16 protein-coding genes are annotated in these 20,190 nt (G+C 65.7%); all 16 read right to left on the bottom strand.

Translation table 11 applies throughout. The features are described 5' to 3' along the window. Positions 1 to 7: 7 nt before the first annotated feature. The 16 genes from B7P44_RS00525 to B7P44_RS00450 all read right to left on the bottom strand — a co-directional run bounded on the left by B7P44_RS00525 (position 8) and on the right by B7P44_RS00450 (position 19,992). Entirely contained in the window at positions 8 to 535 is a 528-nt protein-coding gene (locus B7P44_RS00525) for an ATP synthase subunit I (RefSeq protein WP_084899494.1), read from the bottom strand. 390 nt (positions 536 to 925) lie between these two features. Next, entirely contained in the window at positions 926 to 2,056 is a 1,131-nt protein-coding gene (locus B7P44_RS00520) for an SLC13 family permease (protein WP_084906310.1), read from the bottom strand. 13 nt (positions 2,057 to 2,069) lie between these two features. Beyond that, on the bottom strand, positions 2,070 to 2,963 hold the full coding sequence (locus tag B7P44_RS00515; protein ID WP_084906308.1) for a ParB/RepB/Spo0J family partition protein: 894 nt from the start codon (positions 2,961 to 2,963) through the stop codon (positions 2,070 to 2,072). Between the two features lie 31 nt (positions 2,964 to 2,994). Next, positions 2,995 to 3,771, bottom strand: a complete 777-nt coding sequence (locus B7P44_RS00510) for a ParA family protein (RefSeq protein WP_010093111.1) — start codon at positions 3,769 to 3,771, stop codon at positions 2,995 to 2,997. 51 nt (positions 3,772 to 3,822) lie between these two features. Next, the gene (gene rsmG / locus B7P44_RS00505) at positions 3,823 to 4,509 is read right to left on the bottom strand and encodes a 16S rRNA (guanine(527)-N(7))-methyltransferase RsmG (protein WP_084899491.1); all 687 of its coding nucleotides are present in this window, start codon (positions 4,507 to 4,509) and stop codon (positions 3,823 to 3,825) included. Beyond that, entirely contained in the window at positions 4,506 to 6,476 is a 1,971-nt protein-coding gene (gene mnmG, locus B7P44_RS00500) for a tRNA uridine-5-carboxymethylaminomethyl(34) synthesis enzyme MnmG (protein ID WP_084899489.1), read from the bottom strand. The genes rsmG and mnmG overlap by 4 nt, the downstream gene beginning before the upstream one ends. A gap of 708 nt (positions 6,477 to 7,184) precedes the next feature. Continuing rightward, on the bottom strand, positions 7,185 to 7,940 hold the full coding sequence (locus tag B7P44_RS00495) for an ABC transporter ATP-binding protein (protein WP_084899486.1): 756 nt from the start codon (positions 7,938 to 7,940) through the stop codon (positions 7,185 to 7,187). Then, the gene (locus tag B7P44_RS00490) at positions 7,937 to 9,721 is read right to left on the bottom strand and encodes a branched-chain amino acid ABC transporter ATP-binding protein/permease (RefSeq protein WP_084899484.1); all 1,785 of its coding nucleotides are present in this window, start codon (positions 9,719 to 9,721) and stop codon (positions 7,937 to 7,939) included. The genes B7P44_RS00495 and B7P44_RS00490 overlap by 4 nt, the downstream gene beginning before the upstream one ends. Before the next feature lie 4 nt (positions 9,722 to 9,725). Beyond that, the gene (locus B7P44_RS00485; protein WP_084899481.1) at positions 9,726 to 10,781 is read right to left on the bottom strand and encodes a branched-chain amino acid ABC transporter permease; all 1,056 of its coding nucleotides are present in this window, start codon (positions 10,779 to 10,781) and stop codon (positions 9,726 to 9,728) included. 193 nt (positions 10,782 to 10,974) lie between these two features. Then, positions 10,975 to 12,132 carry an ABC transporter substrate-binding protein gene (locus B7P44_RS00480; protein WP_084899478.1) on the bottom strand — a complete coding sequence of 386 codons (1,158 nt, stop codon included), beginning with the start codon at positions 12,130 to 12,132 and terminating at the stop codon, positions 10,975 to 10,977. 898 nt (positions 12,133 to 13,030) lie between these two features. Further along, positions 13,031 to 14,005, bottom strand: a complete 975-nt coding sequence (locus B7P44_RS00475; protein ID WP_084906306.1) for a branched-chain amino acid ABC transporter permease — start codon at positions 14,003 to 14,005, stop codon at positions 13,031 to 13,033. Continuing rightward, positions 14,005 to 14,889 carry a branched-chain amino acid ABC transporter permease gene (locus tag B7P44_RS00470; protein ID WP_084899476.1) on the bottom strand — a complete coding sequence of 295 codons (885 nt, stop codon included), beginning with the start codon at positions 14,887 to 14,889 and terminating at the stop codon, positions 14,005 to 14,007. Before B7P44_RS00470 ends, B7P44_RS00475 begins: the two co-directional genes overlap by 1 nt. Before the next feature lie 121 nt (positions 14,890 to 15,010). Continuing rightward, positions 15,011 to 16,210: an ABC transporter substrate-binding protein gene (locus B7P44_RS00465; RefSeq protein WP_084899473.1), complete on the bottom strand. Its 1,200-nt coding sequence runs from the start codon at positions 16,208 to 16,210 to the stop codon at positions 15,011 to 15,013. 76 nt (positions 16,211 to 16,286) lie between these two features. Further along, the gene (locus tag B7P44_RS00460; RefSeq protein ID WP_084899470.1) at positions 16,287 to 17,042 is read right to left on the bottom strand and encodes an ABC transporter ATP-binding protein; all 756 of its coding nucleotides are present in this window, start codon (positions 17,040 to 17,042) and stop codon (positions 16,287 to 16,289) included. Beyond that, complete coding sequence (locus B7P44_RS00455; protein ID WP_084899467.1) at positions 17,039 to 17,818, bottom strand: ABC transporter ATP-binding protein; 780 nt, start codon at positions 17,816 to 17,818, stop codon at positions 17,039 to 17,041. The genes B7P44_RS00460 and B7P44_RS00455 overlap by 4 nt, the downstream gene beginning before the upstream one ends. A 488-nt stretch (positions 17,819 to 18,306) precedes the next feature. Beyond that, positions 18,307 to 19,992, bottom strand: a complete 1,686-nt coding sequence (locus B7P44_RS00450; RefSeq protein WP_084899463.1) for a GMC family oxidoreductase — start codon at positions 19,990 to 19,992, stop codon at positions 18,307 to 18,309. Positions 19,993 to 20,190 lie beyond the last annotated feature (198 nt).

Genomic DNA, 20,190 nt, shown 5'->3' with positions numbered 1-20,190 from the left:
TTGTTCCTTACCGCCAGGCCAGTGCGATCCAGTACGTCTTCAGCACGACGAGGTACGTGACGAGGAGCGGCACCCAGTGCACGCCGGCATAGCCGTACGCCACTGCGGCGAACATCCCGATCGTCACGCCGAGCTTGAGGGCTTCGCCTGCCACCCAGCTCATCACGGTGGCCGAGCCACCTGCCTTCAGTCTTGCCACGAACAACGCACTCGGCACCCAGCCGATCGCTCCGCCCAGAAACGCGGATTGCGCAGCGGCGCCCGGCGACTTCGAAAACAGCCACCACGCCAGCGTTGCAACCAGGGACAAGGCCACTTGCGCGATCACCACCTTGTAGGGGGTGATACGCGAGGGCCGACTCACGTTCGGGCCGAACAGCTTCTCGGCTTCTGCCCGCGTGAGCGGAACGATGTTGTCATCTTGCTGCTCGGCATCCCAGTCATCGCCGGAGGATTCGCGCCGCTCGCCAGCCGCTGAAGCGGTGCGTTGCGCGCGGTGATCATCGTGCCCACTTTTCGGCGCCTGACCCGCCATCGCAGTCTTCCGCAAAATCCCTGAACCCGGCCCCAAGCTTTCCGAAAGCTTTCAGGGGCGCCTAGCTAACAAATCCGGGCGATTGTAAGCGATAGTTGCAGGTGATTCAAGGCTTTAGACGCGACAAAAACCTGCGTAAAACGACGCCTCATGATGTGAAAAACGCGTGAATCCACGAGGTACGATGACAGTTGTAAGGTCAATTTTTTGCACAGTCTTTCGTGCGTGGAGAAGGTCGTGGACGGGATGGGCCGGCGATCGCGTTTGGTGCGAATGATGGGGTGCTGTGGATGAGTCGTTGCGGATGTGACGCTGCGGATGAACTGCTGTGAACGCCCCGCTTTCGATGCATCACTGTGAATACAGCGCATCGAAGCGGTGTTGCGCGACTCACCCGTGAACGAGCAGCCACCCGCCGAGCACGGCGCTTGCGATCGCAAACGGAATCGACACGAGGTGAAACGGCAGCCACATACGCGGCTCCTTCGCGAGCCGCACCGCAATCAGGTTCGCGAGCGAGCCGATCGCGACGCCGAAGCCGCCGACGGATACCCCGAACGCAAGCGCGCGCCAATCCCGCGTGAACTCCGACAACAGGATCGCGGCCGGCACGTTGCTGATCCCTTGCGACAACATCGCGCCAGCCGCGAACACGCGCAGCGGCGTGTCGAGACGCGCATGCGCGATCACATCGTGTATCGCGGGCAGCGCAGCCGCGGTGCGCAGCACGACGAACATCAGCACGAATATCAGCAACAGCAGCCAGTCGATCCTCAACACTGCGTCGCGCCGCACGACCGCCAGCACGACGGCAACAGCGATCAGGCCATGCAGAGCATGATGCGCATCGGCAAGCAGCACGAACGCGGCGAACAGGGCCGTCGCGACGAGTGCCTGCATGCGCTGCACCGGCAACGCGACGACATCGGCGGACAGGTCGAGCGGCTTCGCACGAAACGCACAAGCAGTCACCACGAGCAGCAGGATCATCAACGCAATCGCGAGCGGCCCGAGCGTGAGCACGAAGCGGCTGAACGACACGCCGCTCAACTGCCACAGGAACAGGTTCTGCGGATTGCCGAGCGGCGTCGCGACCGACCCCGCGTTGACGGCCAGCGCGACGACGATCAAGAGCCGCCGGAACGGGAGCGGCGTCAACGAGCGCAGCGACACCATCAACGGCACGACGACGAACAGCGCGACGTCGTTGGTGAGCCACATCGCGAGTGCAGCGGAGAACCCGACGAGCAGCATCGCGAGCGCGCGCTCGGAATGCACGTGATGCACGATGCGATGGGCCAGCCACATCAGGCACCCGGACAGCTCGAGCGCCTTCGTCAGCATCAGCAGGCCGGCAAGCGTCGCGACCGTCTGCCAGTCGACGCGATCAACCAGCACTCCGAATGGTTGCGGACGCATCCATTGCAGCAGGATGAAGCCGGCGACCAGCACGGCCAGCACCGGCTCCTGCGCGAGCCAGCCCAGCCACCGGCGCGGCGCCGAAGCGCCCGCGTTGTCCATCGGCGACACCCCGTTACTCTTCCGCCGTCACGTTGCCGCGCAAACGCGCGAGGATGCCCTCGAGCGCATCGAGGCTGCCGAAATCGACCGTCACCTGCCCTCGCCCGCGCCGTCCGAGCTTGATCTTCACCGTCGACGCCAGCAGGTCGGACAACTCCTCTTCGAGACGGCGCGTGTCGCGGCCGCCGTCGTCCTTCGCGCGCGCCTTCACCGCCGGCGCTTCCTTCGTCGTCTGCGTGACGAGCTTCTCGGTCTCGCGCACCGACATGCGCTTGTTCACGACCTGGTGCGCGAGCGTGATCTGCGTCGCCGCATCGACCGCCAGCAGCGCGCGCGCATGGCCCATGTCGAGATCGCCGGCGAGCAGCATCGTCTGCACCGGTGCCGCGAGATTCAGCAGGCGCAGCAGGTTCGACACCGCGCTGCGCGAACGGCCGACCGATTCGGCGGCCTGCTCGTGCGTGAAGTTGAATTCGTCGAGCAGGCGCTGGATGCCGTGCGCCTCTTCCAGCGGATTCAGGTCTTCGCGCTGGATGTTCTCGATCAGCGCCATCGCGGCGGCGGCTTGATCGGATACATCCTTCACAAGCACCGGCACTTCCTCGAGGCCGGCGAGGCGCGCGGCACGGAAACGCCGTTCGCCCGCGATGATCTCGTATTTGTCTGATGAAATGGGGCGAACCAGGATCGGCTGCATCACGCCCTGCGCGCGGATGCTCGCCGCCAGTTCCTGCAGGCTGCCCTCGTCCATTCGGGTCCGCGGCTGGTACTTGCCTGCCTGCAGCTTCGCAAGCGCGAGCGTGTTCGGCGCACCCTCGATCTTCACCGCTTCGGTGATGTCGGCACTGCCGCCGAGCAGCGCTTCGAGGCCACGACCCAACCCTTTCTTCTTTGGCACCGCGTTCATGTCTTTCTTCCTCGCTTCGCTCATGTCCGGATCACGCATCGAACGCGCGCACGCGCTCGATCATTTCGGCGCCGAACTGGAGATAGGCTTGCGCACCGCGCGAGCCGCGGTCGAACACGACGCCCGGCAACCCGTAACTCGGCGCTTCCGCGAGGCGAACGTTGCGCGGAATCACCACGTCGAACACCTTGTCGCCGAAGTGCGCCTTCAGTTGATCGGAAACCTGCTGCTGCAGCGTGATGCGCGGATCGAACATCACCCGCAGCAAGCCGATGATCTTCAGGTCGCGGTTCATGTTCGCGTGCACCTGCTTGATCGTATTGACGAGATCCGACAGGCCCTCGAGCGCGAAGTACTCGCACTGCATCGGAATCACGACGCCATGCGCCGCGCACAGGCCGTTCAGCGTCAGCAGCGACAGCGTCGGCGGGCAATCGATCAGCACGAAGTCGTAATCGTCGGCCACGCGCTCGAGCGCCGCCTTCAACCGGCGCTCGCGATTGTCGATACCGATCAGCTCGATTTCGGCGCCGGACAGCTCGCGGTTCGCCGGCAGCACGTCGTACGTCACCGCTTCGGGGCGCACACGCGCATCGGCAACCGTGACGCCGTCGACCAGCACCTCGTACACGGTCGACTCGACGCCCGCCTTGTCGATCCCGCTACCCATCGTCGCGTTGCCTTGCGGGTCGAGATCGATCAGCAGGACACGTTGCTCCTGCGCTGCAAGGCTCGCGGCGAGATTGACCGTTGTCGTCGTCTTGCCGACGCCCCCCTTCTGGTTCGCAACGCAGAAGATCTTTGCCATCGTTGGTGTGTCCTTCTAACTTCAAACAATCGGCGCGCCGACAGCGCGCCGTCAATTCGCCTCGCCGACGGCGACTTCGATCAGATGCCGTTCGGCATCGAGCATCGGCACCGCCAGCCGAATGGTCTGCTTCACGTGGCTGCCATCGGGCAGCCGTGCAATCTCGTCGTCCGGGTGCACGCCCTTCATCGCCCAGATCGATCCGCCCGGCGCGACCAGATGTCGAGCAAGTTTAACGAAGTCGGAGAGATCCGCGAAAGCACGCGATACGATTACGTCGAATTTTTCCGGCACTTCGATGCCCGGCTGCAGCGTTTCCACGCGCCCGGTCACGACAGACAGGTTCGCGAGCTTCAGCTCGGCCCGGGTTTGCGTCTGGAATGCAGACTTCTTGTGAACGATATCGTTCAGTGTGATCTGCCAGGCCGGCAGCACGATCGCGAGCACGATGCCCGGTAACCCGCCGCCCGACCCGACGTCGAGCACACGCGCTGACGCGCGGCCACGCAGATGAGGAACGATCGAAAGCGAATCGAGAATGTGCTGAATCAGCATCTGCTGCGGATCGCGAATCGCGGTCAGGTTATAGACCGCGTTCCACTTCCCGAGCAGCGCGACATAGTCGAGCAGCTGGTTCCGCTGGGCATCCGTCAGCGCGACGTCGAGCGTGGCTGCACCGTCGACGAGCATTCTTTCCAGTACGTCCCGATTAACCGCCGGCGCGCGACGCGCCGTCATTGTTGCGTCGGGACGCTGCCGTCCCCCTGCTCCACTGCGTCGGCGGCATTGCCGTTGCGACGACCCAGGCCGCGACGCTTCAGGTGCACCATCAGCAGCGAAATCGCCGCCGGCGTGACACCCGAGATGCGCGACGCCTGGCCGATCGTTTCCGGCCGGAACTGATTCAGCTTCTGGCTCACTTCGAACGACAGGCCGCGTACTTCGCGGTAGTCGATGCCTTCCGGCAAGCGGGTGTTTTCGTTCGCGTCGTTGCGCTCGATCTCGCTCGCCTGACGCTCGATATAGCCCTGATATTTGATGCCGATCTCGACCTGCTCCTTGATCTGCTCGAGCAGCACCGGATCGTCGGCCAGCGGCTCCGCCGGGCCGCATTCACCGCCCTTCAGGCCGCACACGCCGTCGTAGCTGATGCCCGGACGGCGCAGCAGTTCGGCGAGGCTGTATTCATGATCGATCGCCTTGCCGAGCAGCGCATTGGCTTCGTCGGCCGGCAGCGTCTTCGGCGTGACCCACGTCGATTTCAGACGTTCGGTTTCACGTGAAACAGCGTCGCGCTTCCGGCAGAACGCATCCCAGCGCACGTCGTCCACCAGGCCCAGTTCTCGGCCGATCTCGGTCAGGCGCATGTCCGCATTGTCTTCGCGCAGGCTCAACCGGTACTCGGCCCGGCTCGTGAACATCCGGTACGGCTCGGCGACGCCGCGCGTCACCAGATCGTCGACCAGCACGCCCAGATAAGCCTGATCGCGACGCGGGCACCATGCGTCCTTCTCCTGCACATACAGGCCCGCGTTGACGCCGGCCAGCAGCCCTTGAGCCGCCGCTTCCTCGTAGCCCGTCGTCCCATTGATCTGGCCTGCAAAGAACAGCCCGTTGATCGCCTTGGTTTCGAGCGACGCCTTCAGCGCGCGCGGATCGAAGTAGTCGTACTCGATCGCGTAGCCCGGGCGCAGGATGTGGGCCTGTTCGAGGCCGCGCATCGAGTGCACGAGCTCGAGCTGGACGTCGAACGGCAGGCTCGTCGAGATCCCGTTCGGGTAGAACTCGTTGGTCGTCAGCCCTTCCGGCTCCAGGAAGATCTGATGCGATTCCTTGGACGCGAAACGATGAATCTTGTCCTCGATCGACGGGCAGTAGCGCGGCCCGACGCCTTCGATCACGCCCGTATACATCGGCGAGCGATCGAGACCGCCGCGGATGATGTCGTGCGTGCGCTCGTTCGTATGCGTGACCCAGCACGGCATCTGCTGCGGATGCTGCTCCGCACGGCCCAGGAACGAGAACACCGGAATCGGGTCCAGATCACCTGGCTGCTCATCCAGCTGTGAAAAGTCGATCGTGCGGCCGTCGATGCGCGGCGGCGTACCGGTCTTCAGCCGGCCTTGCGGCAGCTTCAGCTCCTTCAGGCGCGACGACAGCGTCACGGCTGCCGGATCGCCGGCGCGGCCGCCCGTGTAGTTGTTCAGGCCGACGTGGATCTTGCCGTCGAGGAAGGTCCCGGCGGTCAGCACCACCGCGCGGGCGCGGAAACGGATACCGATCTGCGTCACGGCCCCCACCACGCGGTCCCCTTCGACCATCAGGTCGTCGACCGCCTGCTGGAACAGCCAGAGATTGGGCTGGTTCTCGAGGCGGTGACGAATCGCGGCCTTGTACAGGATGCGGTCGGCCTGGGCGCGCGTCGCACGCACAGCCGGCCCCTTCGACGAATTGAGGATCCGGAACTGGATACCGCTCTCGTCGGTTGCGGCAGCCATGGCGCCGCCCAACGCGTCGACTTCCTTGACCAGATGCCCCTTGCCGATACCGCCGATCGACGGATTGCAGCTCATCTGCCCAAGCGTTTCGATGTTGTGCGTCAGCAGCAGCGTCTTCACGCCCATGCGGGCGGACGCGAGCGCGGCTTCCGTGCCGGCATGACCGCCACCGACGACGATGACGTCAAATTCTGTGGGAAAAAGCATGGTGGATTCCGCACGCAGGACTGCGCACGAACCTATCTGAGAAATGTATGGGCCGAATTATAGCGGGTTCGCTTTTCACCCGAAGACCGTCCGAATGGTAGGGTCCGTTCATTTCACCGGTTTTCTTCCGGTCGACCGGCAAATCTGTGCCGTCCGACCGGCTCCAGTGGCGAATCCAAGTGCGCTCTGCACACCGTTGGCACTGTGCAGAAATGCGCTCGGGAAGCGGGCTTGCGGAGCAGAAAACGATCGAATCTCGCCAGTGCGAAGGCCCGGTGGCGGCACTTCGCCCGCCGCACCCGCTCCATCTCGCACAGAATTTCGGGCTGCTTGCTTGGTACTTATCCCCATGCTGTGGTCCTCGGAGCTTTCGCCCCGGACTGCAATCACTCCCCGGCTAGGCTCTAGCGACGCACCCAAGCGTGTTCTGCATACCGTTGCACTGTGCGGAAATGTGCTCGGGAACCGAGACGATCGAGTCTCACCAGTGCGACGGCCCCGCAGCGGCACTGCACCCGCTGCACCCACCCCGGCTCACAGAATTTCGGGCTGCTTGCCTGGCACTTATCCACACACTGTGTCCTCGAAGCTTTCGCCCTGACTACGATCACTCCCCGGCCGCAAAACTGCCTCGACGCACCCGCCCCTCAAACAAAAACGGCGTGTTTCACGTGAAACACGCCGTCCGTTTCCCGCCGAACACGTCGTTCAGGCCGTCTTCTTCGCCAACCCGAGGTACGTTTCGATCACCTGTGGATTCTGCGCCAGTTCCGCCGCCTGCCCTTCCAGCGCGAACTCGCCGGTCTCGAGCACGTAGCCATAGTCCGAGATCTGCAGCGCCGCCCGCGCGTTCTGCTCGATCAGCAGCGTCGCGACACCGGTGCCGCGCAGCGCGCTGATGATATGAAAAATCTCCTTCACGATCAGCGGTGCGAGTCCGAGGCTCGGCTCGTCGAGCATCAGCAGGTCGGGCTTGCCCATCAGCGCCCGCCCCACTGCGAGCATCTGCCGCTCGCCGCCGGACAGCGTGCCGGCCGCCTGGTTGCGCCGCTCCTTCAGCCGAGGAAACAGCGCGAACACGTGATCGAGCTGGTCGAGGAAGTTCGCTTCGCCGGCCTGCTTGCGCCGGTACGCGCCCAGCACGAGGTTGTCCTCGACAGACATCGTGCCGAACAGCTCGCGCTTTTCCGGTACGAGGCACATGCCGCGCGCCACCCGCTGCTCGACCGGTAGCGCACCGACGTCCGTGCCGCGATAGACGACCACGCCCGACGCGTGGCCGGTAACCGGCAACGCGCCCATGATCGCGTTCAGCAGCGTCGATTTGCCGGCCCCATTGGGCCCGATCACGCTGACGATCTGTCCCGCGCCGACCTTGATCGCCGCGCCGTGCAGCGCCTCCACCTTGCCGTACCGGACCGAGAGCCCGTGCACATCGAGAATCGGCATCGTGTCCGCCATCATTCCACCCCGCCCAGATACGCTTCGAGCACTGCCGGATCCTGCTGCACGTCCTGTGGCAGCCCCTCCGCGATCCGCGTGCCGAACTCCATCACCACCAGCCGATCGGTGAGATTCATCACGAAATCCATGTCGTGCTCGACGAGCAGCACGCTCATCCCTTCCGACTTCAGCCGCCGCAACAGGTCCGCCAGTTGCTGCTTCTCCTTGTAGCGCAGCCCGGCGGCCGGCTCGTCGAGCAGCAGCAGCGTCGGGTCGCAGCAAAGCGCGCGGGCAATCTCGAGGATCCGCTGCTGGCCGAGCGCGAGGCTCCCCGCTTCGTCGTACATATGGGCGTCGAGCCCCACTCGGCGGATCTGGCGCGCCGCTTCGGCCAGCAACTGCGCTTCCTCGTGCGCGTTGAGCCGCACGACGCTGCGCCAGACGCCGGTCGTGCCGCGCAGATGCGCGCCGAGCGCGACGTTCTCGAGCACCGTCATCCCCGGCAGCAGCTTCACATGCTGGAACGTGCGGCCGATGCCGCGCCGGACGATCTCGCGCGAAGTCAGGCCGTCGATCCGCTCGCCGCGGAACGTGATCGCGCCGCTGGTCGGCCGCAGCACGCCCGTCACGAGATTGAACGTCGTCGACTTGCCGGCGCCGTTCGGGCCGATCAGGCCGATGATCTGCCCCGCGTTGACCTCGAAGCTGACGTCGTTGACGGCCACCAGCCCGCCGAACTGCTTGCGCGCGGTGTCGACGACCAGCAGCGTTTCGCCGGTCGCCGGCCGGGTGCGCTGCGGCAAAGGCTCGGCATCGTGCGGCACGTGCGCACGCGATCCACGTGGAAACAGCCTCGCGACGAACGGCCACACGCCTTGCCGCGCGTACTGCAGCAACAGCACCATCAGCACGCCGAATACGATGACCTCGAAGTTGCCTTCCGAGCCGAGCAGCTTCGGCAGCAGCGTCTGCAGGTAGTCCTGCAGCACGGTGAGGATCGCCGCGCCGAGCACCGCGCCCCACACATGCGCGACGCCGCCGACCACCGCCATGAACAGGAATTCGATCCCGTGGTTCAGGCCGAACGGCGTCGGGTTCACCGCACGCTGCAGGTGCGCGTACAGGAAGCCGGAAACGGCCGCGAGCACCGCCGCGTAGACGAAGATCACGACGCGCATCCACGCGGTGTTCACGCCCATCGCCTCGGCCATCACGCCGCCGCCGTGCAGCGCGCGGATCGCGCGGCCCGGCCGGCTGTTCAGCAGGTTCTGCACGGACACGATCGCCGCGAGCACGACCGCCCAGATCAGGAAATACAGGCTGCGGCCGCTGTCCAGTACGACGCCGAACAGGTTCAGCGCCGGAATGCCGTTGATCCCGTCGTACTTGCCGAGCAGTTCGAGGTTGCCGAACAGATAGAACAGCGCGAGGCCCCAGGCGATCGTGCCGAGCGGCAGGAAATGCCCGGACAGCCGCATCGTCACCGCGCCCAGCACGAGCGCGACGAGCGCCGTCAACACGACGCCGGCGATCAGCCCGAGCCACGGCGACACGCCGTAGCGCGTCGTCAGGTACGCGGTCGCATACGCGCCGATGCCGACGAAGGCCGCCTGCCCGAAACTCGTCATTCCACCGACACCCGTCAGCAGCACGAGCCCGATCGCGACGATCGCGTACAGGCCGATGTAATTCAGCAGCGTGATCCAGTATTCGGGCACCCGCAGCACGCCGGGCAGCACCGGCAGCGCGAACAGCGCCACGAGAAACAGCCAGATCGCCTTGTTGCGCACGATCTTCTTCATCGCGTCACTCCTCGTCCTCTTCCGCGTGCGGCGTCGCGAAGCTGCGCCACAGCAGCACCGGAATGATCAGCGTGAACACGATCACCTCCTTGTACGCACTCGCCCAGAACGACGAATACGATTCGAGCACGCCGACGAGCAGCGATCCGGCCGCGGCGAGCGGATAGCTGACCAGCCCGCCGATGATCGCGCCGACGAAGCCCTTCAGGCCGATCAGGAAGCCGGAGTCGTAGTAGATCGTCGTCAACGGCCCGACGAGGACGCCCGACAGCACGCCGAGCCCCGCCGCGAGCGTGAATGCGAGCCGCCCCGCTTCCGTCGTGCCGATGCCGACGAGCCGTGCGCCGAGCCGGTTCACCGACGTCGCGCGCAGCGCCTTGCCGGCGATCGTGCGGCCGAAGTACACGTAGAGCGCCGCGATCAGCACGAACGCCGTGACGACCACCAGCACGCTCTGCAACGAGATCGCCAGGCTGCCGACCGACAGCGTTGCATCGGAGAACGCGTTGGTCCGCGAGCCCTCCGCGCCGAACATCACGAGCCCGAGGCCCACCATCGCGAAATGGAGCGCGACCGATACGATCAGCAGCAGCAGCGTCGTCGCCTCGGCCACTGGCTGGTAGACGAGCCGGTAGACGAACGGCCCCATCGGCACCACGATCGCGAGCGTCAGCGCGATCTGCGCGAGCATCGGCAGCGGCTGCGCGGCGTAGCTGCGCGTGAGCGCGAACACCGCGAGCGGCAGCAGCACGTAGCGGCTGCCGAGTGTCGTCAGCGTGCGGCCGAGCTGATGACGACGCGTGCGATGCCGGATCAGGCCGCCTATTTCGAGCACGAAGCACGCGATGCCCATCACGAACAGCAGCCAGCAGGTGGCGGGAAATTTCTGCGCCTGTAACGCGGCGAGCGTCAGCGCACCGTAGGCGACGAACTCGCCCTGGGGAATGAAGATCACCCGCGTGACGGAAAACACCAGCACGAGCGCCAGCGACAGCAATGCATAGATGGCGCCGGTCGTGATGCCGTCTTGCGCGAGGATCGCCGCAATCGAGAGATCCATACGTTTCGTGTGTCGAGAAGGCTGCGGGAACACGGCGACCGCCGGCCGTCGCGCATCACGCTGCGGTGCGTGCGCAGGATCGAGCGGATCGCCGTTCCGGGGGGCGGCAGGATGAGCGTCAAGGCACGGTCACCAGCCGAAGGCGCGCACGGCGGCCAACCGCCCGCACGCGCCCTCCTATTTCACATGGAACTCAGTCGGTCTGCAGCTTCCACTTGCCGTCGACGATCTGCACCATCACGCGCGCCCGCGTATCGAAGCCGTTGTGATCGGCCGGCGTCATGTTGATCACGCCGTGCGACACCGGCAGGTCCTTTACGTTCTCGAGCGCCGCGCGCAACGCTTCACGGAACGCCTCGGTGCCCGGCTGGCCCTTCTTCAGCGCCTCGGGAATCGCCCGTTGCAGCAGTTGGCCGGCATCCCACGCATGGCCGCCGAACGTCGACACCGATCCCGCGCCGTACGCCTTCTCGTAAGCCGCCTTGTACGCCTGCGACGGCTTCTTCACCGGGTTCGAATCGGGCAGCTGGTCGGTGACGAGCACCGGGCCGGCCGGCAGGATCTCGCCTTCGCAGTCCTTCCCGCACACGCGCAGGAAGTCGTTGTTCGCGACGCCGTGGGTCTGGTACACCTTGCCCTTGTAGCCGCGCTCTTTCAGCGTCTTCGCGGGCAATGCCGCCGGCGTGCCGGAACCGGCGATCAGCACCGCATCGGGATTCGAGCTGGTCAGCTTCAGCACCTGCCCCATCACCGATGCGTCGGTGCGGTTGTAGCGCTCGTTCGACACGATCTTCAGGCCGTTCGCCGCGGCCGCCGCGCTGAACGTGCTGTACCAGCTGTCACCGTACGCGTCCGCGAAGCCGATGAAGCCGATCGTCTTCACGCCATGCTTCGCCATATAGCCCGCGATTGCGTCGGCCATCAGGCGATCGTTCTGCGGCACCTTGAACATCCACGCGCGCTTCGCGTCCATCGGCGCGATGATCTGCGCGCTCGCGGCGAGCGAGATCGCCGGGGTCTTGGCCTGCGAGACCGGATCGAGCATCGCGAGCGAGTTCGGCGTGACCGACGAGCCGATGATCGCGTCGACGTGGTCCTCGTCGATCAGCTTGCGCACGTTCTGCACCGCGCGGCTCGTGTCGGACGCGTCGTCGAGCACGACGTACTGCACGCTCTTGCCCGCGATTTCCTTCGGCAGCAGCGCGATCGTGTTCTTTTCCGGGATGCCGAGCGACGCGGCCGGCCCGGTCGCCGACAGCGTGACGCCGATCTTCACCTGCGCCGACGCCGTCGCCGCCGCGCACACGAGGCCCGCGGCGAGCACGGCCTCCATCCATCGATTCATTTTCATGACGTGTCTCCAAACGCTGCTCGAAAAATCCTCGGGGCGCTCGGGCGGCGCCCGGTCCCAAACAAGTTAATAATTTAACTATCTCGCATGGCCGCGCCTACGCTCGTTTTCCCGCGATGCGTCCGGGCCGGTCTATCGTGGGGATAACCAGGTTGAAATCGATCGTGAAACAGACCCTGTCTGCTGTGATGCCTGCGCCATGCACGGCTTGTGCATCGCGGGCGCGCGGCGACGGTCATTCGGCCGTGCACCGGACGCTCAGGCGGGCTGCGCATCGGCCGGTTCGATCGGCGTCGCGGCAAGCCCCTGCAACCGTGCAGGAACGCGTCTGGCGACCCCTGCCGCCCCTCCGACTTCGCTCCACCGCGCTGCGCTTCTCATCAAACCGCACTCCGTTTTCTGGATTCTGCTTGTAGGAGAACTGCCGACTGTATTCCCGACCGCCCGGTCGGCGAAAGGCGAGTGTAACGGACGCATGCTGTGCGCGCTAACCGGGTAAGCCCGAAGCGCATGCAGCAGTCGTATGGCGGGAAAACAGAAGAGGAAGGCAGTCGCGCCGAACGCATGAAATGACAGCATGCGAAGCCGGCCGCTGCGCGCTCGGCGGAAAGTTGCGCGCACAAATGAAAAAGCGCTGTTGGATTCCGTCCAACAGCGCTTTGGGTCCGGGCACTTTGTGCCTCGATTGTCTCCTCGTTCTCCACCTGCAAAATTCGTTTCGCGGTGCATCAGAACTGAGACGAAGATTAAAGGACCTTTCACACTGCGGCAACTTAGCATTTACCCCTATGGTGCATCGCCGCACGAAAATGGGGCATCAGTCTGCCGCGCAGCGCCGGCCGGAGTGCGTCTGGGCGCGGTCCGGAACCGGTGCCCGATGGTGCTTCGCATCAACGCGTCACGATGCTCTCAGCGGTTTGAACCGCGCGATCATTTCGCCGACGATGCCGCGCCGGAACGCCAGCACGCACGCGATGAAGATCACCCCGGTCACGATCGTCGCCGATTCGCCGAGCGAGTGGAACCAGCCGATGCCGGTCAGCGACGCGAGCCATTCGCCGATGTCGCCGAGCCGGTCCTCGAGCATGACGATCAGCGCCGCGCCGAGCAGCGGGCCGAACAGCGTGCCCATCCCGCCGACGAGCGTCATCAGCACGACGAGGCCCGACATCGTCCAGTACGCGTCGCCGAGCGTCTCGAAGCCGAGCACGAGCACCTTCAGCGAGCCGGCCAGCCCCGCGAGCCCGGCCGACAGCACGAACGCGAGCAGCTTGAAGCGGTCGGTGTCGTAGCCGAGCGAGACCGCGCGCGCCTCGTTCTCCTTGATGGCGACGAGCACCTGGCCGAACGGCGAATGGACGATCCGCACGATGAACGCGCAGGCCGCGACGATGATCGCGAGCACGACGTAATAGAGCACCAGGTCCGACGACAGGTCGAGCACGCCGAACAGCCGGCCGCGCGGCACGCCCTGGAGGCCGTCCTCGCCGTGCGTGAACGGCGCCTGCAGGTAGATGAAGTAGACCATCTGCGCAAACGCGAGCGTGATCATCGCGAAGTAGATCCCCTGCCGGCGAATCGCGAACAGGCCGACCACGAGGCCGAGCAGCGTCGCAGCCGCGGTGCCCGCGAGCACGCCGAGCTCGGGCGTGAAGCCGAGCGTCTGCAGCGTATAGCCCGTCAGGTAGCCCGACGTCGCGAGGAACATCGCGTGGCCGAACGACAGCAGCCCCGTATAGCCGATCAGCAGGTTGAACGCGGCCGCGAACAGCGCGAACGCGAGCACCTTCATCACGAACACCGGATACGCGCCGGCGAACGGCGCGACGAGCAGTGCGGCAAGCAGCACGCCGTAGAGCACTTTTCTCTGCATCATCTTTCCTTGCCGAAGAGGCCTGCCGGACGGATCAGCAGCACGATCGCCATGATCACGAACACGACCGTCGCCGACGCCTCCGGATAGAACACCCGCGTGAAGCCCTCGATCACGCCGAGCATCAGGCCGGTGAGGATCGAGCCGAGGATCGAGCCCATCCCGCCGATCACGACCACCGCGAATACGGTGATGATCATCGGCTGGCCCATCAGCGGCGACACCTGGATCACCGGCGCGGCCAGCACGCCCGCGAACGCGGCGAGCGCGACGCCGAAGCCGTAGGTGAGCGTGATCATCATCGGCACGTTCACCCCGAACGCCTCGACGAGCTTCGGATTCTCGGTGCCCGCGCGCAGGTATGCGCCCAGCCGGGTCTTCTCGATCACGAACCAGGTCACGAGGCACACCCCCAGCGACGCGACGACGACCCATGCGCGATAGTTCGGCAGGAACATGAAGCCGAGATTGGTCGCGCCGGCGAGCTGCGACGGCACGTCGTAAGGCTGCCCGGACGCGCCGTAGATCGAGCGGAACACGCCCTCGACGACGAGCGTCAGGCCGAACGTCAGCAGCAGCCCGTACAGGTGGTCGAGCTTGTACAGCCAGCGCAGCATCGAGCGCTCGATAACGACGCCGAACGCGCCGACGATCACGGGCGCGATCACGAGCATCGCCCAGTACGGCAGCCCGAAATACGACAGCCCCATCCATGCGAGCATCGCACCCAGCATGAACAGCGCGCCGTGCGCGAAGTTGATCACGTTGAGCAGCCCGAATATCACCGCGAGCCCGAGGCTCAGGATCGCGTAGAACGAGCCGTTGACGAGCCCGAGCAACAACTGGCTCAGCATCGCCGGCAACGGAATGCCAAAGATTTCCATCGCTTCCGCCGTCAGAATGAGGTTCGTTGCGCGCGCAACCGGTCTGCCGCGCGCGCAGGCGGCGGGACGCCGGGCACAGGCGCGATCGCGCCGCCCTGCCCCGCCCGCCGCCGCCGCGCGCTTACTTCCACAACGCGCAGCGCGTCTCCTGCTTGGTCGTGAACGCCTGATCGCCCGGAATCGTCGCGAGCACCTTGTAGTAATCCCACGGTTCCTTCGATTCGGACGGCTTCTTCACCTCCATCAGATACATGTCGTGGATCATGCTGCCATCCGCGCGGATATATCCCTTCGCGTAGAAGTCGTTGACCTTCGCCTTCTTCAGCTCGGCCATCACCTTGTCGGAGTCGGTCGTGCCGGCCGCCTGCACCGCCTTCAGGTAGGTCGTCACCGACGAATAGTCGGCCGCCTGCAGGCTCGACGGCATCTTCTTCATCTTGCCGAAGTAGCGCTGCGCCCACTGGCGCGACGCCGCATCGCGGTTCCAGTACCAGCTGTCGGTCAGCACGAGCCCCTGGGTCGTCTCGAGGCCGAGGCTGTGCACGTCGTTGATGAACATCAGCAGCGCGGCGAGCTTCATCGTCTTCGTGATGCCGAACTCCTTCGCCGCCTTGATCGCGTTGATCGTGTCGCCGCCCGCGTTCGCGAGGCCGAGGATCTGCGCCTTCGACGCCTGCGCCTGCAGCAGGAACGACGAAAAATCCGACGCGGACAGCGGATGGCGCACGTAGCCCAGCACCTGCCCGCCGTGCGCCTTCACGACGTCCGACGTGTTCTTCTCGAGCGCCTTGCCGAACGCGTAGTCGGCGGTCAGGAAGAACCACGACTTGCCGCCCTGCTTCACCACCGCCGAGCCGGTGCCCTTCGCGAGCGCCATCGTGTCGTACGCGTAGTGCACCGTGTACGGCGTGCACTGCTCGTTGGTCAGCGTGTCGGCGCCCGCGCCGATGTTGATGTAGACCTTCTTCTTCTCCGCCGCGACCTGGTTCATCGCCAGCGCCGTCCCCGAGTTCGTGCCGCCGACGAGCAGGTCGAGCCCGCCGCGATCCATCCACTCGCGCGCCTTCGACGCCGCGATGTCCGCCTTGTTCTGGTGATCCGCGTACACGACCTCGATCGGCTTGCCGAGCACCTTGCCGCCGAAGTCCGCGACCGCCATGCGGATCGCCTCGAGGCCGCCCTGCCCGTCGATGTCCGCATAAAGCCCCGACATGTCGGTGATGAAACCGATCTTCACGGTATCCGCGGCCTGCGCGGCGCCGGCGGTGAACGCGGCGGCCGCGAGCGCGAGACAGGCGCGTGCGAGGGTCTTCATTTTCATTGACGTCTCCTGTTCTTCTGATGCGTTGTGGTTATTCGACGGCCGCCACGGCTAGCGGCGCGGGGGCGTCAGACGGTCAGACGCCGAGCAGGTCGTGCAGCACCGGCATCTTGCTGGCGAGCTCGCGCGCGCCGAAATGCTCGACGATCCGGCCGTGCTCCATCACGTAGAACCGGTCGGCAAGCGGCGCGGCAAAGCGGAAATTCTGTTCGACCATCACGATCGTGTAGCCGCGCGCCTTCAGCGCGACGATCATCTTCGCGAGCGTTTGCACGATCACGGGCGCAAGGCCTTCGGAAATCTCGTCGAGCAGCAGCAGGTTCGCGCCGGTGCGCAGGATCCGCGCGACCGCGAGCATCTGCTGCTCGCCGCCGGACAGCCGCGTGCCCTGGCTCTGCCGGCGCGATGCGAGGTTCGGGAACATCGCGTAGATGTCGTCGAGCGACATCGCGTGCTCGCGCGGCCCGATCAGCGGCGGCAGCATCAGGTTCTCCTCGCACGACAGGCTCGAGAAGATGCCGCGCTCCTCCGGGCAATAGCCGACGCCGTAATGCGCGATCCGGTGCGTCGCCAGGCCGATCGTCTCGTTGCCGGCCACCTTGATCGAGCCGCTGCGGCGGCCCGTCAGGCCCATGATCGCGCGCAGCGTCGTCGTGCGGCCCGCGCCGTTGCGGCCGAGCAGCGTCACGACCTCGCCGCGGTGCACCGTGAGGTCGACGCCGTGCAATATGTGGGATTCCCCGTACCAGGCTTCGAGGCCCGAGATCTCCAGCGCAGGCGTGCCGCTTTCGACGCCGCTCAATTCGCGTTCCTCCCGTTCGCTGCGCTTCATGCGTGCGCCCCCGCGAGCGCTGCATCGGCGCTGCCCATGTACGCCTCGATGACGAGCGGATTCTTCGACACCTCCGCATACGAGCCCTCGGCAAGCACCTCGCCGCGCTGCAGGACGGTGATCGTGTCGGAGATGCCGGCAATCACGTTCATGTTGTGCTCGACCATCAGGATCGTGCGCCCGCTCGCGACCTTCTTGATCAGCGCGGTCACGCGGTCGACGTCTTCGTGTCCCATCCCTTGCGTGGGCTCGTCGAGCAGCATCAGCTCCGGCTCCATCGCGAGCGTCGTCGCGATCTCGAGCGCGCGCTTGCGGCCATACGCGAGCTCGACGGTCGGCACGTGCGCGAAATCGGTGAGGCCGACCTGCGTGAGCAGGTCCATCGCGCGGTCGTCGAGCGCCTTGAGCGTCCGCTCGCTGCGCCAGAAATGGAATTCGGTGCCGAGCGCGCGCTGCAGGCCGAGGCGCACGTTGTGCAGCGCGCTCAGGTGCGGGAAGACCGCGGAGATCTGGAACGAACGGATGATGCCGCGCCGCGCGACCTGCGCAGGCCGCTCGTCGGTGATGTCGATGCCGTTGAAGACGATCTGGCCGGCCGTCGGCGTCAGGAATTTGGTCAGGAGGTTGAAGCAGGTCGTCTTGCCCGCGCCGTTCGGTCCGATCAATGCGTGGATCGCCCCGCGGCGCACGCGCAGGTTGACGCCGTTCACGGCGGTGAAGCCCTTGAATTCCTTCGTCAGTCCGCGTGTTTCGAGAATCGTGTCGCCGAGAATCATGTTCCCTTCCGTACGAAATCGGGCGAAGCACCGGGAGGGTTCGCGCAAACGGCCGCAAACATGTCAGCGGATGAGAAGGCTGCCCCCGAGCTTTGCTTCACGCCTCGTGGGTGGTCTCCCGCGCCGACGCGTATTCACACTGCGCAACATTGTCGCGCCGTTGGTGCAGTGCATTCATCGGGATTTGCACTTATAGGGCTGGCCGCCATATCGGACGGATCGGAACCGCGTTTTATGGAATATTTTTGACCGGCATGCCGATTGCGTCACGTGTGCGCACGCGGCTGCGCAGCTGCGCGCACACGCGCTTGCGCCGAAAGTCGCATTCGATTTGCGCATGATTACGCAACAAAAATCCGTCACGCTCACGTGCGGCACATCAGCGAATATTTTCCTAACCGAAATAATCGGCGGGCGCCGGCTTGATATGCATGGCGAACTACCTGGCGCCCGCCTGTCGTTCCGCTGTCTTGACGATCATGCGGCACTCATGCGGCAGATACGGCCGCATCGCGCCCCACCAGCGCCGCGTCGCGCGATGCGCGCCGGTCCGCGCGGATCATGTCGCTCGCGCGCTCCGCGATCATCAGCGTCGGCGAGTTGGTGTTGCCCGACGTGATGGACGGCATCACCGACGCGTCGACCACCCGCAGCCCGGCGACGCCGCGCACGCGCAGCCGGCTGTCGACCACGGCGCCGTCGTCGTCCGCGCGCCCCATCCGGCAGGTGCCGACCGGATGAAAGATCGTCGTGCCGACCGCGCCGGCCGCTTCGATCAGTTCCGCCTCGGTCCGATAGCGCGGGCCCGGCAGGATTTCTTCGGGGCGGTATCGCGCGAGCGCCGGCGCGGACGCGATCCGGCGCGTCAGCCGCAGCGCGTTCGCGGCGACGTGGCGATCGTGGTCGGTCGACAGATAGTTCGGCGCGATCGCGGGCGCCGCCCCCGGATCGGCGCTCGCGATGTGGATGCTGCCGCGCGACGTCGGCCGCAGGTGGCAGACCGATGCGGTAAACGCATTGAAGCTGTGCAGCGGCTCGCCGAAGCGCTCGAGCGACAGCGGCTGCACGTGGTATTCGAGATCGGGCCGCGTGAGCGTCGGGTCGTCCGGATCGGATTTCGCGAACGCGCCGAGCTGCGACGGTGCCATCGACATCGGCCCGCGCTGCAGCAGCGCGTATTCGGCGCCGATCGCGAGCTTGCCCCACCAGTGCGCGGCCAGCGTGTTGAGCGTGCGCACGCCCTCGACGCGAAACGCCATGCGCAGCTGCAGGTGATCCTGCAGGTTTTCGCCGACGCCGCGCAGGTCCTGCACGACGTCGATGCCGAACGCCTGCAGCCGCCGGCCGTCGCCGATGCCGGACAGCTCGAGCAGTTGCGGCGAATTGACGGCGCCCGACGTCAGCAGCACTTCGGCGCGCGCCCGCGCGACGAACGCCGTGCCGTCGCCGCGATATTCGACGCCGGTCGCGCGCCGCCCGTCGAAGATCACGCGCTGCGCCTGCGCGCCGGTGATCACGGTCAGGTTCGGCCGCGACATCGCCGGGCGCAGGAACGCCTTCGACGCGCTCCAGCGCACGCCGCGCTTCTGGTTCACCTCGAAATAGCCGACGCCGGCATTGTCGCCGCCGTTGAAATCGTCGGTCGCGGGGATGCCGGTTTCCTGCGCCGCGTGCGCGAACGATTCGAGAATTTCCCAGCGCAGCCGCTGTTTCTCGACGCGCCAGCAGCCGCCCGCGCCATGCACGTCGCTCGCGCCCGCGTGGTGATCCTCGCTGCGCCTGAAGATCGGCAGCACGCTGTCCCACGACCAGCCCGCGTCGCCCGTGTCGCGCGCCCAGCCGTCGTAGTCCTCGCGCTGGCCGCGCATGTAGATCATCCCGTTGATCGACGACGAGCCCCCGAGCACGCGGCCGCGCGGATACGCCAGCGCGCGGCCGTTCAGCCCCGCTTCCGGCTGCGTCTTGTAGAGCCAGTCGGTGCGCGGATTGCCGATGCAATACAGGTAGCCGACCGGGATATGGATCCAGTGATAGTCGTCCTTGCCGCCGGCTTCGAGCAGCAGCACGCTGACGTCCGGATCTTCGGTCAGACGGTTCGCGAGCACGCAGCCCGCGGTGCCTGCGCCGACGATCACGTAATCGAATTCGCCCTCGAGCGTCCGTTCAGTGTTCACAGCCTGTCCCCTGTCGACCAGCGTTAGTGCTTTAGCACTTACGCTGGTCCCATGCTTCGCGGTCGACCAGCGTTAGCGCTTTAGCGCTTACGCTGGTCCCATGCAAAGCTCGTTTGTTGTCCGCCGCGCGTTTTCGGCATCGCGCGACAGTTCCAGCATAGTGCTTCGGGCGGCAGCCGCCCGATCCGTTCCGTTGGT

It is taken from the genome of Burkholderia ubonensis subsp. mesacidophila (assembly GCF_002097715.1).
Taxonomy (GTDB): Bacteria; Pseudomonadota; Gammaproteobacteria; order Burkholderiales; family Burkholderiaceae; genus Burkholderia; species Burkholderia mesacidophila.
The sequence above is the reverse complement of the archived record's forward strand: the minus strand, read 5'-3'. Positions and strand labels throughout refer to the sequence as shown.